The organism is Paraferrimonas sp. SM1919, from assembly GCF_010993985.1.
Classification (GTDB): Bacteria; Pseudomonadota; Gammaproteobacteria; order Enterobacterales; family Shewanellaceae; genus SM1919.
Genome location: NZ_WINH01000001.1, coordinates 196,926 through 211,981 on the forward strand (window position 1 = coordinate 196,926; position 15,056 = coordinate 211,981).

General features: G+C 43.1%; 13 protein-coding genes. 4 read left to right on the forward strand and 9 right to left on the reverse strand.

What is annotated here, in order from left to right; genetic code table 11:
- Positions 1–30: 30 nt before the first annotated feature.
- From GFB48_RS00835 to GFB48_RS00850, 4 genes are all read right to left on the reverse strand, one after another.
- Positions 31–381, reverse strand: coding sequence for a hypothetical protein (locus GFB48_RS00835; protein WP_240464805.1), 351 nt, complete (start codon positions 379–381; stop codon positions 31–33).
- Positions 381–1,556 carry a class I SAM-dependent methyltransferase gene (locus GFB48_RS00840; protein WP_240464806.1) on the reverse strand — a complete coding sequence of 392 codons (1,176 nt, stop codon included), beginning with the start codon at positions 1,554–1,556 and terminating at the stop codon, positions 381–383. Before GFB48_RS00840 ends, GFB48_RS00835 begins: the two co-directional genes overlap by 1 nt.
- The gene (locus GFB48_RS00845) at positions 1,549–2,283 is read right to left on the reverse strand and encodes a DUF3108 domain-containing protein (protein WP_163930211.1); all 735 of its coding nucleotides are present in this window, start codon (positions 2,281–2,283) and stop codon (positions 1,549–1,551) included. The genes GFB48_RS00840 and GFB48_RS00845 overlap by 8 nt, the downstream gene beginning before the upstream one ends.
- A 61-nt stretch (positions 2,284–2,344) precedes the next feature.
- Entirely contained in the window at positions 2,345–3,529 is a 1,185-nt protein-coding gene (locus tag GFB48_RS00850; protein WP_163930213.1) for an acyl-CoA dehydrogenase, read from the reverse strand.
- A gap of 153 nt (positions 3,530–3,682) precedes the next feature.
- On the opposite strand from GFB48_RS00850, the gene GFB48_RS00855 reads away from it, so the two are divergent.
- From GFB48_RS00855 to GFB48_RS00865, 3 genes are read left to right on the forward strand one after another with little or no spacing between them, the layout of a single operon-like run.
- Positions 3,683–4,357 (forward strand): isochorismatase family protein, encoded by a 675-nt coding sequence (locus tag GFB48_RS00855; protein WP_163930215.1) that lies wholly within the window; start codon positions 3,683–3,685, stop codon positions 4,355–4,357.
- Between the two features lie 9 nt (positions 4,358–4,366).
- Positions 4,367–5,305: a polysaccharide deacetylase family protein gene (locus GFB48_RS00860; protein ID WP_163930217.1), complete on the forward strand. Its 939-nt coding sequence runs from the start codon at positions 4,367–4,369 to the stop codon at positions 5,303–5,305.
- Positions 5,305–6,231 (forward strand): polysaccharide deacetylase family protein, encoded by a 927-nt coding sequence (locus tag GFB48_RS00865; RefSeq protein ID WP_163930219.1) that lies wholly within the window; start codon positions 5,305–5,307, stop codon positions 6,229–6,231. The genes GFB48_RS00860 and GFB48_RS00865 overlap by 1 nt, the downstream gene beginning before the upstream one ends.
- 121 nt (positions 6,232–6,352) lie before the next feature.
- Here the strand turns inward: GFB48_RS00865 and GFB48_RS00870 are convergent, their stop codons facing one another.
- The 4 genes from GFB48_RS00870 to GFB48_RS00885 all read right to left on the reverse strand — a co-directional run bounded on the left by GFB48_RS00870 (position 6,353) and on the right by GFB48_RS00885 (position 11,324).
- On the reverse strand, positions 6,353–6,838 hold the full coding sequence (locus GFB48_RS00870) for a hypothetical protein (RefSeq protein ID WP_163930221.1): 486 nt from the start codon (positions 6,836–6,838) through the stop codon (positions 6,353–6,355).
- Positions 6,839–6,902: 64 nt separating this feature from the next.
- On the reverse strand, positions 6,903–7,826 hold the full coding sequence (locus GFB48_RS00875) for a LysR substrate-binding domain-containing protein (protein ID WP_163930223.1): 924 nt from the start codon (positions 7,824–7,826) through the stop codon (positions 6,903–6,905).
- A 172-nt stretch (positions 7,827–7,998) separates the two neighbouring features.
- On the reverse strand, positions 7,999–9,684 hold the full coding sequence (locus GFB48_RS00880; RefSeq protein WP_163930225.1) for a methyl-accepting chemotaxis protein: 1,686 nt from the start codon (positions 9,682–9,684) through the stop codon (positions 7,999–8,001).
- Positions 9,685–9,839: 155 nt separating this feature from the next.
- Positions 9,840–11,324, reverse strand: coding sequence for a S10 family peptidase (locus GFB48_RS00885; protein WP_240464807.1), 1,485 nt, complete (start codon positions 11,322–11,324; stop codon positions 9,840–9,842).
- 127 nt (positions 11,325–11,451) lie between these two features.
- Here GFB48_RS00885 and GFB48_RS00890 point away from each other — a divergent pair, with 127 nt between their 5' ends.
- On the forward strand, positions 11,452–13,581 hold the full coding sequence (locus GFB48_RS00890; protein ID WP_163930229.1) for a S9 family peptidase: 2,130 nt from the start codon (positions 11,452–11,454) through the stop codon (positions 13,579–13,581).
- A 77-nt stretch (positions 13,582–13,658) separates the two neighbouring features.
- Here the strand turns inward: GFB48_RS00890 and yegD are convergent, their stop codons facing one another.
- Complete coding sequence (gene yegD / locus GFB48_RS00895) at positions 13,659–15,020, reverse strand: molecular chaperone (RefSeq protein ID WP_163930230.1); 1,362 nt, start codon at positions 15,018–15,020, stop codon at positions 13,659–13,661.
- Between the last annotated feature and the right edge of the window lie 36 nt (positions 15,021–15,056).

The following is a 15,056-nucleotide window of genomic DNA, read 5'->3' on the forward strand; positions in this document are numbered from 1 at the left end:
AAAGGCGACAAGCAGCAAAAATAACTTAGCTTAATTTTTAATCAACTCTTGTTGGGCTTGTTCCACATTTGGCTCTTGCACGGCTATACCTTCCGCGGTCTGTTGTAGGATCCGCAACACCCTATCTAAATAGGCCTGAGTATCAACTGAACGCTGCTGTGCCTGTTCATCATTGGGAATATAATTATCAATCTCACCTTGGTTTAATACTCCTTTGACCACTAATAGCTCCTCTAATGAACGCAGGCGTTCACGATTCACCTGTAATTCCATGACCAGTGACATCACAATAGACAAGATCTGCTCAGCCTGTTGATCAGCCAAAAACCAAGGACGTTGTCCTTTTGCTTTTTTGCCAATAAGTTTTTCAATATCCATCATTATTTCTTCCATAGTCCATAAGCATTCCAAATTGGAGCACGGCCATAGTCTTGCGCCTCTCCCTTATTGGCATCAGATCCAAAGATGGCTGGATCAACTTTTGAAACAACCCCAACACTAAACACGCTGCCAGCATCAAAGCCTGCTTTAGTGAATACTTGGTCAAGCTCTAAATCATGCATCGGCCCCCAAAAAGGTTCATTGTTAAACAAGGTATCCCAATCTCGCATAAACTGTTCGAATAGCTCCATCCCTGCATACTGCGGTTGCTCTAAATGTAAATTCAGCCCTCCTTGAGCCAGTAATCGATAACACTCTTTGGAGATGTTCGCTAACGCCGAACTGGAAAGCTCATGTAAGAACATTGAGGTAGTAATTAAATCAAAGCTGCCATCAGCATATTGACTGAGATTTTCAGCATTCGCTTGCACAAAAGTAATATTCTCGACCCCCAATGCTTTGGCTCTGGCATGGGCGTAACGTATGGATGGCCTGGCTGTATCTACAGCGACTACTTGAGCTTGAGGGTAGGCTTGGGCCAATGGCAACACGTTATGACCTATGGTACAACCCAAGTCTAAAATACGCTTAGGCTGAAACTTTGGGTGCTCACTTTGCAACCAATTTACAATGGCTTGGCCACCTCCATCGCTTAAGCTACCCAACAATCCAGCAGTGGTAACAAATAAACCGAGATCATAGCTGGCAGCAACGCTGACATCATCGCTAAAGTATTCAGTATGATAACCACCGGGTTGGCAATGAATATCGACGATGGCCCCATTGATTGGCTGCTCAATATTCTCGTCAAGCTGCAAGCTGGACTGTCCTTGGTTGTAATGCTGAACTTTAGCTGCAAGCGCTTTTGCCTGAGGCAGTACAATGGCGCGCCCCAACTGGTGACGCATTTCCATGGTATTACGGCGTAATGCGCTCCACATCTGGAAAAAGCCATTATTCAGCATTGCTTTACGGATATCATGCCGCGTCTGCGGCTGTTCTATAAAAGGCTTGACCTGCTGCTCGTAGGCGTCTTTCATCGAAGGCACCATGGTTTTAGAGAGGTGAACATTTAGGTGGGTTAAAAAGTTTAACCTTGCCGCCTGATCATGGTCAACATTGGCCAAAAGCGGATGTGCCTCTAGCTTACGCCATGAAGGTAATGCTCTAGCCATGATTTGCTCCTTGAAGAATCTCTACTTCCGTTAACTCGTAATGGGTTTGCATATAACCAGCAACTCCCGCCTTTAGCAGTAAGTAATTATCATCAGCCGTTACCCACAAATCATAGGGCGGATGCTCTTGTGGTAAATTCCCTGCGGTATCAACCACCTGAAAATGACGCGCGGCAAAAGTACCAGCTTTAACTGTGACAGTCTCCGCCCCCACATAGCGAATACCAAAGCCGGTTTTAAATAGTAAAGGTCCTGTCGCACCGCGATGATCTGGCGAGGTCAACATAATGTTAGGAAAAAACGTTTTACCAGGCCCTTGGTTTAAGTCATACAGTTTCATTAACAAACCATCACCAACAATGGGGTGAGCTTGCAACCATTTTATTTTGTCATCCGTTTCAATACGCTGACTGATGCGGCCATCTCGTTGATTATGACTTTCGCATTCAACATAGTCTTTAGCAAAACGAAACCAAGCACTGCCTTCATATTTATCTGCAACACTAAGGCGCACTGAGCAATCAATTGGGCTGGCGTCTGCATTCATCGCCAGCACCACATCACGAATAACATTTGGCGCATCATCTATTTCACAGTGGGCATGCATCACCAAGGCATCATCTGCCTGCTGGGTAATGGTAAAATATTCACGTCCACGCTCTTGCCCCAACCGCTCCGGCTTTTTTGAGGTATATTGAATGATGCCTTTAATTGTTGTGTGCGCCATATTAACTTCCCTTTATCACTATCGCCTCAAAAAAGGCGCTTTGGGCGCCTTTCAAGCCTTTTTAATAGAATGCTTGTAAGCCTGTTTGAGCACGCCCTAAAATCAAGCCATGGACATCATAGGTGCCTTCATAAGTATTTACCGTCTCTAAATTGATCATATGTCGGATCACCTGAAACTCTTCAGAGATGCCATTACCGCCATGCATATCACGAGCCATTCGAGCAATGTCTAATGCTTTGCCACAATTATTGCGTTTTACTAGCGAAATCATGGTGGGTTCCCAATCACCAGAATCAATAATTTGTCCAACACGCAGCGATGCCTGCAAGCCTAAGGTAATTTCAGTTTGCATATTAGCCAGCTTAGTTTGGAATAACTGAGTTTGTGCTAAAGGCTTATTAAACTGCTTGCGATCTAAACCATATTGCCTAGCCGCATGCCAACAAAACTCTGCCGCCCCTAACGCGCCCCAGCTAATCCCATAACGAGCCATGTTCAAACAGCTAAAGGGACCACGCAGGCCGCGAACATCAGGGAACATATTCTCTTCAGGTACAAATACGTTATCCATAACGATTTCACCGGTGATTGAGCCCCGTAATGATAATTTACCTGCAATTTTAGGCGCACTTAATCCCTTCATACCTTTCTCAAGCACGAAGCCACAAATCTGATCATTTTCAGCTTGGTTTTTAGCCCAGACAACAAACACATCAGCAATAGGTGAGTTAGTGATCCACATTTTACTCCCGCTAAGACTATAACCACCTGGCACTTTTTTGGCATGGGTTTTCATGCTGGCAGGATCTGAACCTGAATCAGGCTCGGTTAAACCAAAACAGCCGATGTATTCTCCACTCGCGAGCTTTGGTAAATATTTTTGTTTTTGCTGTTCACTACCAAATGAGTAAATGGGATGCATTACCAATGATGACTGCACACTCATGGCGCTGCGATAGCCTGAATCGACACGCTCAACCTCCCGAGCGATTAATCCATAACTCACATAATTAATGCCTGAACAGTTATAGCCATCAATGGTGGCGCCCAATAAACCCATCTCGCCAAACTGACGCATAATACCAGCGTCAAAAACTTCATCTCGATATCCCTTGATGATTTTTGGCTGCAATTGCTCCTGGCAAAAGCTGCTGGCCATGTCACGGATCATGCGCTCATCTTCCGTTAACTGTTTATCCAACAATAGGATATCGTCCCAATTGGCTAATACTTGGTCTGCCACAAGGCACCTCTTTTTTCTGTTGCGTTAATCATTTAACTTGCGTATAAATAAATCCAAGTCGTATTTGTTTTATCAATTTATTAGTTGGCACTATAGATTGTTATCAATCTCCAGAGAAAAACCCTTGAGATTAATCAAATACGAGAAATTGCTATGGAAACTACCACTAAGACTGCCAAAGAACTGTTCTTTGAAGTCATCGAAAATCCTACTCGAAAACGTTTCGGCTTTGGTAATAAAGCCGCTCTGATTAATATTGATCCTCAAAAAGCGTATACCTGTATAGGTGAATTCAATACTGCCTATCAAAATCATCCAAATCAGTTAGAGTATGCCAATCAGGTTGCTCGAATGTGCCGTCAACTGCAGTGGCCTGTGATTTGGACCCATGTGGCCTATATGGATAATGCTGCTGATGCGGGTATTTGGGGCACGCGCACCGACACTGAAGATTCTTTGCAGAACATCAAATTTGATTCTCGCCGCAGTGAATTTGATGATAACTGTGAAATCGTTCCGAGTGTGGATGCGGTCTACCTAAAGAAAATGCCCTCGGCATTCCATGAAACCCCTTTGCAATCCTTGCTGGTTTGGCATCAGGTAGATACGGTGATTTTAACTGGTGGCTCTACCTCCGGCTGTGTTCGTGCGACAGCTGTGGATGCTTTATCCCGAGGCTATCGAGTCATTGTGCCTGAGCAAATGGTAAGCGACAAACATGAATCTTATCATTATGCCAACCTCACCGATCTTGCTTTAAAGTATGCGGATGTAGTGGATGTCGAAGAAGTATTTAATTGGTTTGAATTAAAACTAGCAGACGCTTAAGGATAACTGATGAAAGCGGATTTAGGACACTTTGATTATTGGCCCTATCAAAATCGCCCCAAAATACGTTGGCCACAAAATAAAAAAATGGCCTTTTGGGTGGCGCCTAATATTGAGTTTTATGAATTACACCCACCCAACAACCCTTACCGCAAACCTTGGCCTACCCCTTCGCCAGATATTAGTGGTTATGGGATACGAGATTATGGCAACCGTGTTGGCCATGTGCGTCAAATGCAGTTGTTAGACAAGTATGGGATCAGAGGCTCGGTATCACTCAGCACGGCCCTTTGTCAGCACCATCCTGAAATTGTTGAGATGGCTAAGGACCGCAACTGGGAATTCTTTTCCCATGGCATCTACAACACTCGCTACAGCTATGGTATGAGTGAACAGCAAGAACGCGATATGATCAAAGATTCCATTGCAACTATCTTTCAAGCAACTGGACAAAAATGTGCTGGTTACTTAGCCCCTGCTCTATCTCACTCGGAGCTTACCTTAGATTTATTTGCAGAAGTTGCGACTGAGCTGTTTGGTGACGATGCAGGTTTCTATACTTGTGATTTATTCCATGACGATCAGCCCACCCCAATTAACCTTCGTTCAGGCAAGAAATTCGTTTCGATTCCCTATTCCTTAGAGATGAACGATACCATTGCCTATGTGGTTAACAAAGTTGAACCCCGTCGCTATGGCCAAATGTTAATGGATAATTTTGATACTCTCTACCAAGAAGCCGACTCATCAGGCACCATTATGTGTATTCCCACGCACAACTATCAGGTAAGTTGCCCCCATCGTATAAAGGCATTTGAGCAAGCACTTGAATACATTACCGACCACGACGATGTGTGGTTGGCAACAGGAAGCGAAATCGCGAAACACTTTATTGATAATTATTACCAAGATGCAATAACTGACATTAACAATAAGGGAGCAAAATAATGGCCTTAGACAACGACTACCTCAGCTACCCTAATCGCCACTATGGCATGGACCACCAGCTTTATGAGTGGAAAATGCTTAAAGATCGTCACAGCATCACATGGCCTGAGGATAAAAAACTGGCGCTGAACATAGTGGTGCCACTGCAGTTTTTTCCACTTAACCAAAAGGATCAGCCATTTAAAGTCCCTGCTGGCATGACCATGCCCTACCCTGATTTACGTCACTTTAGTTTGCGTCAATACGGCAACCGAGTGGGCATTTTTAGGGTATTAAAAGCCCTTGATAAATTCGGCTTAAGGGCAAGTTTTGCGATTAACTCTAAACTTATCGAGCACGCCCCCTACTTAATGCAAGTCATTAAAGAGCGTGGTGATGAAGTCATTGCCCATGGCGAACAAATGGACGCGCTGCACCACAGTGGTTTAGACAGCGACACCGAACTATCAATGATAAGGGGCCCTAAAGCCAAGTTAGAAGGATTTTTTGAAAAGGAAGTCAGCGGTTGGTTATCCCCAGCTAAAAACCAAGGCCAGCATACCTTAGCAAGACTAAAACAAGCTGGGATTGGATACACCCTAGACTGGGTTAATGACGACATGCCTTACCCATTTACAGGTGAAGCGGAAGGATTATGGGCGCTACCACTATCAACTGAAATCAGTGATCAATTTATACTCATCAACAATGGCCACTCTGAACAATCCTTGGTGGAACAAATCTGTGATGCTGACAAGCTGCTACTACAGGAGGCTGAAACTCAAGGTGGCCGCCTATTGACCTTAACAATACATCCATGGCTGATGGGGCAACCCCATAGAATCAAGTATTTAGAACAGATTTTTGCCCAAATCAGTAATGACTCTCATTATTGCTGTAGTTGTAGCGAAGTCATAGAGATTTGCAAGCAGCATTCGCTATTGTAACCTTTGTGCAACTCTGTTTTGGCCCTCAAAGAACGGACCAATAGTCCCAGTTTGTTGCTTTGAAAGAAAAAAAGCTACGCCTAAAAATCAGGGCGCAGCTCCAGCTTAAATCGAATAAGGGTTAATTCTTAGCAAGTAAATAATTTTGTGTCATTAATTCATTGAAAGTCAGCATGTTGCTTACCGTAACCTTGTGATCATAAACCTGCTTGGCCTGTGTGAACTGGCTATAAGCTAAACGGAAGTTCTCTTGCATATAATTCACTACCGCGAGGTTGCTTAAGCTAAATGCATAGTACTTATTCTTAGTGGCTTTATTAACAGGTAAATTAGCAACGCCATCGAGTGCACTTTGGCAATCTATCTTGGCTTGCTCTAATTCAGAAGCCATCAAGTTGCTGACGCATGTAGCCATCTTAAACTCAAAATAACTCAAAGCATCTGCAGGTACGAAATCAGCCCCTTGCTGTAAATCGCCTTTAGTGATAACGGATTGAGACCATTGTGAATCCTCAACCATTGCTAATTTAAAAGTATTGGCACAGGCTATTGAAGATGTTGCCAAACCAAAAATTAAGGTTGCCGTTTTCAAAGTTAGGTGTTTCATATCGCTTCTCCAAAGTTTTGCTCTGGAGTAATCTTAGGTAAACCGAACATTGCTGACAAACGACTTAAATTCCGCTAATAAGTGAAAAATTGTCTACTTTGATTGACTCCTTAGTTGTTAATTCTTCTGCCAACCACTTTCTTAGTAATTCGATACTTGGTTGAGCTTTAGCATCTTGATTAGACACTAAATAATAATGATCCTTGGTCTTAAGTTCTTGCTCAAACAAGGGCACAAGGATCTTTTCTTTAAACCAGTTTTGCGCTAAAGGCATCGGAGCCAAAGCGATCCCCAACCCCTGTTGAGCCGCTCTAGCAACGCCAAACATAGAATCAAACTGAATGATCTGCTTGGGATTAAAGTCCTTAATATTGGCGGCTTCTGCCCATTGGTGCCATGCCCAAGGTCTTGCTTTATGTAGAATTAAAGGAATGCTTTCAAGGGCTTTCTTACCTAAATAATTCAATTCCATAAAACGTGCATGGTTACATGCCGGCACATACCTTAAAGCAAATAATGATTGCACCAAAAATGCATTAGGTTTAGTTGAAGACAGTACGATAGATAAATCTGAAGCCTTAGCGGTTTCAGCACCCGATTTAACGGTCTCTATTTGTAAATTAATATTAGGATTTGCTGCAGTCCAATGACTCATTTTAGGTATAAATATCTCACTGGCAAAAAATTCAGGCATTGATATTTGTAGAGTTTCGTTGTGACTTTCACTCTTAGCCTGATTAAGTACATCATTGAGCTCGATCAATAACGGTTCAACTTTGTGATAAAGCGCTTTACCGGCACGACTCAGCTCTATTGCTCGGGTCTTTCTGATAAATAAATCAAACCCAAGTTGTTCCTCTAGTCCCTTAATTTGATGACTGACCGCTGATGGTGTCAAAAATAGCTGTTCAGCAGCATGTTTAAAACTCAAACATTTCGCAGCAACACAGAAGCATCTCAATCCTCGAGTGGACATTTGTAACGGCATAACTCTACCCTCTATAAAACTTAATCTTACCTAAGCTATTCAAGAGTTGTACCAAGGTTAAATCACGCTAAACCGTGCCATTTGAACGGATTTACCTACTAAATTGTCACCGCAGCGCCCCATAACAGGGCGCTGCACCACAACAATGCAGCCTTTAATTTCATCTCAATGCTCAGACACTGAAGCTACAAACTTGCTTGTTTAAAGAAGTCGCATTTTGCTTAAGTTGTTCGCTTGCTTGCGTAATATGTTTAATTTCTTGTTCTGCTTGTTCGCTCATCTGATACAACAAATGCACATTTTGATTGAGATCTTGGGTCACTTTAGTCTGTTGCTCAGCCCCAGCCGCCACCTGCACATTCAAATCATTAATCGCTGTAACAGACTGACTCATGGCCTCAACGGATTGTTTAGCCAGTTGTGCTTGTTCAATGGTCTCACTAGATGAGCGCTGCGAGACTCGCATCGCTTCAGCAGCTTTTTTAGCCTCTGTTTGCAGCTGAAAAATCATGGTTTGAATTTCTTCGGTACTGGATTGAGTTCTTTTCGCTAATGTCCTAACTTCATCAGCAACCACGGCAAACCCCCGCCCCTGCTCACCAGCTCTGGCAGCTTCAATAGCAGCATTAAGTGCCAGTAAATTTGTCTGTTCGGCAATATTCTCAATCACTTCTAAGACGGTGCCAATACCATTGCTTTGACTTTCTAAGGACTGCATTAATTTAGCCGAACCTTCAATATTGTTTGAAAGCTCAGTTATTTTTTGAACGGCCTTATCTAAAGCCGCAACCGAGAGACCACCAGCATTATTTGCAGCTAAGGTTTCTTCGGCTGCATTTTGGGCTGAACGAGAGATTTCTTCTGCAGAACTCAGCATTTCATTAATTGCGGTTGCAACTAACTCTGATTTTTGCTTTTGCGATGTGATAATACTTTGATTAGAACTAGAGCTGGTACTTAAAATCTCACTGACTTTATCAAGTGAATTAGCCTGCTGTACCACCTTAATAACAATTTCTCTAATTTGAGCGGAGAAGGCATTAAATTCGTTCGCACAAACACCGACTTCGTCCAATAATTTAACGTCTAATGACTTAGTTAAATCACCGCTACCATTAGCAATATCATGAAGTTGTTGATGCATTTTCCTGAGTGGAGTTAGTGCATTTTGGATCAATAAATAACACACCAAACATAATACAGCGAGCATGACTGGCAATTGCCAAATAACATATGTGACAAGATTACTGACGGTAGCATCTATTAGTTGCTCTTTTTCGATGACAGCCTTATCAATATCATCAATATAAAAACCTGTCCCTAAAAACCACTGAGTCTGTGGGATTGGTTCAACATAAGACAGTTTTAAAAACCTCTGCTCACCAAAGCCGGCTTTCTTGGAAGAAAAGTGAATAAAGCCGCCACCATTTTTTGCGGTTTCCACCATTTCATGCATAACTTTATCTGCAAGCCCTTTCGCGTTTTCTAAAAAATAGGTCCCCCTAACCGAAGGGTCACGGCCATTGGCAATCGCATAACCATCGATGCTATTGATAAAGTAGTAACCGCCATTAGCATAGCTTAACTCATTTAAGTAATTGATGATTGCTTCATCACGGGCTGTGCTACTGGGTTGCTTTAACATCGGTTGTATTGACGAAAGCGTACTTGTGACTAACGATTTTAATTCAGATTGCTTGGCTGCCATCGCCGATTGGCGGAGTTGCTGAATTTCAACTTCCTTAAAGGTTTGCAGTTCACTATGGGTTTGCCAGAACAGCATTCCACAGATAAGAACTAAGGGTAATGAACAAATAATTAATAATTTACTTCTTAGAGTTAGATCTATTAATTTCATGCGATGTGCCATGTATTAGTTTTTGCTTATAAATCAAACTACAAATAGAGTGATTTAATTTCAACAAATACCAACCATTACATTTCAATAATGAACCTAAGAAGCAACAATGTCCCGCTAACCAATAAGGGAGCCCAAGGCTCCCATTAAAAAATTTAATATTTTGCGGCTTTATCTGCCGCAGGCAATGAGTTGATGATAAATTCTCTCAAATCTTGATTAGAAAGCTGTAAATCTTGATGCCGAAGATACATCATATGGCCAGAACGATACCCCTTAAAGCCGATTCTATCTTTCATCTTACCACTAGGGTCTAGCTGCCACATATTGTATTTGGCATCAAAATAGTTAGTGGCGCCATCATAGTAACCCGCTTGAATAAGCACGTTTAGGTAAGGATTTTGTGCCATCGCTAAACGCAGATTTTCTCCGGTATTATTATTGGTTCTATCCCAAGGGTAAACATTACCAAACATGTTGTACTTAATGTCGGTTTTAAAGCCGAGTTCTTGCTGCAGATAATAGTTAATGGCTGGCGTGAATGAATGTAACCATGAAGTCAGTTCTGGCCAGTAATCAGGACGATCGCCGACTTCTTTTTTATCAATTCCTAAGTAACGAGAGTCCAAACGCCCTAGGGTCTGACCTTTATCCCGCAGCAAGGCTTTCCAGAAATACTGGGTTGAAACGTCAAGGTTGGATTGCAGCACCTCTTGCACGCTCAGGCCAGAGTATTTCGCCACCTGTTGTGCCACCTGCTGACGCTTTGCATCCGTTAAGCGCGTCCCTTTAGCCAGCGCTGGTAGGTACTCATCAAAGGTATAATCTTCCACCTCTTCAAGGACTTCTAACAAATCTTTGGCTTGCAGCTCCTTAGATAATGCTTTGTGATACCAAGCGGTTGCAGCAAAGTAAGGCAAACGGTTAGCCGCCTTTACCGGCCCCTCACGTTTAATGCCAATATCCGTTGGCGATACCAGTACCACACCATTTAAGTACATCCATTGACTGTTTTGCAGTTCGAGCGCCAAGCCACTGACACGGGTGGTGCCATAGCTTTCACCAATTAAAAATTTAGGTGAACGCCAACGGTTATGGCGATTAACAAAGGTGTTAATCCAAGAGGCGAGGTATTTAATATCAGCATTAACGCCAAAAAACTGTTTTTGCTGCGCCTCTTTAGCTGGCAGTTTGCCGTCTTTACCCGGTAGCACCCGTGAGTAGCCAGTATTGACTGGGTTAACAAAAACAATATCCGCCACATCTAATACTGAATATGGATTAGTTTTCACCCCATAAGGTTGCAGTGGATAGCCCTCATCATCGATATTCAGCACTTTAGGGCCAGTGTAGGCCACATGCATCCATACCGATGCCGAACCTGGGCCGCCATTAAATGAGATTAATAATGGCCTGTTGGCATTGTCTTTGACATCGGTACGTTGATAGTAGGTGTAAAACAGGCTAGCAATGGCTTCACCTTGTTCGTTCCATACAGGTTGGGTACCAGCCTCAGCACTGTAACGTACCTTCTCACCTTTGATGGTGGTTTTATGCTCGGTGAGCACCTTAGTATCAGCAGATAAACTGATATCATGTTCTTTTGCATAGCTGTTGTCGTTGAATATCGACAGGAGCATAGTTGCCACTATTATTATTTTGGTTCGCATTTTTTAGATTTTTCTATCTGAGTAGGTTTCACAAGACTATCAAGCAATTCAATTATTTGCTAGATTGAGGTGAACACATTTCAACCAAGGAAAGGCAATGAAAAAGCTCAAACTCTCGCTAGTAGTAATGTCTATCGGGCTAAGTGCTTGCTCTGAACATAAAGTGCCGACCGACCCGCTCACGGCGCCAATAGCACAAAAGATTCCCCATAAAATGACCGCCCACGGCCATACCCGTACCGATAATTACTATTGGATGCGTGATGATGAGCGTAAAGATGCTAAAATCCTAGCACACCTGCAAGCTGAAAATAATTATGCCAAAGCGGTACTCGCGCCTAACCAAGCCCTTGAGCAAACGCTTTATGATGAAATGATTGGCCGTCTCGAAAAAGATAAGTCATCGGTCCCCGCCTATAAAGATGGCTACTATTACTATTCACGCTATAACGCCGACAGTGAATATCCAATTTATGCTCGTAAAAAAGGGGCTTTAGAGGCAGCAGAACAGTTACTGCTTGACGGTAATGTGATGGCCGCGGGCCATGAATACTTTGCCATTGGTGGCTATGACATTAGCCCAGATCAGCAAACCCTAGCTTACGCCACTGACACCCTATCTCGCCGCATTTATACCATTGAATTTAAAAGTCTAGATTCTGACAAAAAATACCCAGATAAACTTGAAGGCACCACCGGTCAAGTATTATGGGCTAATGACAATAAAAGCGTTTATTACATTGTAAAAGATAAACAAACCCTGCTTGGCAACAAGGTCTATCGCCATACCTTTGGCACCGAGCAAGACGCTGACGTGTTAGTGTATGAACAAAAAGATCCAACCTTCTACATTGGTTTAGGTCAGTCCAAAGACAACCAAGAGATTTATGTCTACCAGAATGAAACCACTAAATCTGGCATGGTGATCATTAATGCTAATAATGTAGAGGCCGCGGTTGAAGATTTTACCCCAATTACCGAAGGTCATGAATTTAACGCACAAAAACTTGGGGATCACTACTATATCCACACTAATTTAGACGCGACTAACTTTAAGATTGTCAAAGTGCACCAATCTGAGCGCAGCGATACCAGCAAGTGGCAGGATGTGATTGCCCATAACCCAGATGTTTATATTCAATACTTTAATGTATTTAATAACCATCTCGTTAGGGTAGAAAAAGAGCAAGGCCTGCAAAGGGTCATCATCAGCCAACTTGATGGTTCAAATGCAAAAGAAATTAAATTTAATGATGAGGTATTTAATGCAGGCTTAAGTACCAACTTAACCCTGGATGCCGATGCCGTTCGGGTGTATTACAGCTCACCAACCACCCCGACCAGCATCTATGATGTTGACCTAAACAGCCTTGAGAAAACCCTTAAAAAGCAAGATAAGGTACTGGGTGAATTTACCCCAAGCGACTACATCGCCAAACGCATTTTTATTACTGCCCGTGATGGTGCTAAAGTGCCCGTTACCATCAGTTATCGTAACGATACCTATAAACAAGATGGCAGTGCACCTTTGTATCAGTATGGTTATGGCTCTTATGGGGCCACTATGGATCCTAGCTTTGTCTCCCATCGATTAAGTTTAATGGATAGGGGCTTTATTATTGCCACCGCCCATATTCGAGGCTCGCAAATGCTGGGCCGCCCATGGTATGAAGATGGCAAAATGTTCAATAAAATTAATACCTTTAATGATTTTATTGATGTCACCAAAGGACTAACCGCACAAAAGTATGCCAATGCCGATAAGGTTTACGCAGCAGGTGGCAGTGCCGGGGGGCTATTAATGGGGGCGGTAATTAACGATTCGCCGGAGCTTTACCACGGTGTCGCCGCCCATGTTCCTTTTGTGGATGTGGTCACCACCATGTCAGATGCTTCAATTCCTTTGACAACTGGCGAGTGGGCCGAGTGGGGTAACCCTGAAAATAAAGACTCCTACGAGTATATGCTGTCTTATTCCCCTTATGATCAAGTCAAAGCCATTGATTACCCTAACCTATTAGTCACCACCGGCTTGCACGATTCCCAGGTGCAATACTTTGAACCTATGAAATGGGTTGCCAAACTTAGAGAGTACAAGACCGACGATAACATTTTAGTGTTTGATACCGATATGGAAGCTGGCCACGGCGGTGCCTCTGGACGCTTTAAGCGTTATCTGCAGCGTGCTCAGGAATACGCCTTCTTTATTAATTTATCTAAGCAATAACTAAGAATAAGCTTTTAAATACAACAAAGCCGCATTAAATGCGGCTTTGTTTTAAAGGGAGAGCAAACCTCATAGGACTAACTAAACACCCTTTGCGCCCATAGCCCTAAACCATTAGCCACCGAGCCAAAGTCATCGCCACTGACAACAGGTTTATTGAGCTTGTTGGCAATAAAGTTTTTAATCGTTGGCGATTTAGCACTGCCACCTGTCACAAATACCGTATCAGGCTCGCTGCCCGCTTGCATAAGTGCTTCGTCAATCAATTGACCAATGGCCTCAAGGTTGGCTTTGTTGGCATTCTCAAACTCACTACTGGTATGGGTGAGTTGTAAGCCCTCATCGACAAAATCTAATGAGCTAGTGACTTGCTGCGCCTCTGATAATTGACGCTTCGACATTTCTGCCCCATAAACCAACTGGTGGGTTTGACGCATATTAGCAAGCTTTAATAACCTTGCCAGCTTTTGCGGCTGATTGGCATCCTCTAGGGTATCTTTTAAGTTCAGCGCCGTATCTTTAGAATAGAAACGAGATTGCGCTGGAAAGTCATTAATGCTGACACCATCCCAAAATGGTTTTTGCGGCATCGGCAAGCCATTTTTTAGGGTGTCGTTCAAACCAAATTCTGGCATAAAGTTATGCAGCGCATGGTGAATATCAAAATCATTGCCGCCAACTCGCACACCACTGTGACCTAAGATCTGCTGCTGTCTATCGGCTAAATGATGAAACTGTGGCCCCATCAACACCATAGACACATCTGAGGTGCCACCACCGATGTCCACCACTAATACTTTTTCACTTTGCTGCAATTGAGCTTCAAAACTTAGGCCGGCCGCCATAGGTTCAAATTGAAACTCAACCTGCTTAAAGCCAACATATTTGGCGGCATTGGTTAAAATGGTAAGCGCCTGAGTATTAGCGTTATCCGCATTAGCCCCTTGGAAATTAACAGGTTTGCCAATCACCACCTGCTCAATGCTCTGTCCTAAGGTGTGTTCTGCTTGAGATTTCACTTCAAGCATCATCGCCGCAACCATATCTTCAAATGACTGAATTTGTGGCGCTTGCAAGCCGCTAGCCCCTAAAAAAGATTTGGGCGATTTAATGTAATAGCAATCATCGGATTCATCGAGGTACTCTGCTAACGCCTGTTCACCAAACAGTACCTCGGTATCATAACCATCAAGCTTTAACTCATTAAAAAAGCGGCGCGACATAGGCAGTTGAGTTTTGCGGGCTGTGGTAAAAGCTGGACCAACGCCTTTAAGCTGCAGTTGCTTATCTAACCAGGCACTTAGCATTTCTCGTCTTGGGGCAAACAAACTCGAAGGCATGTACTTGCCGTGTTCTCCCAAATTAACTAATTGTGCTTGGTTATTATTAATTACCGAAATAGCACAGTTAGAGGTGCCGTAGTCAAATCCTGCAAACATTCAAACAATTACCGCTGAAAAAAAAGGCTGCAGAGA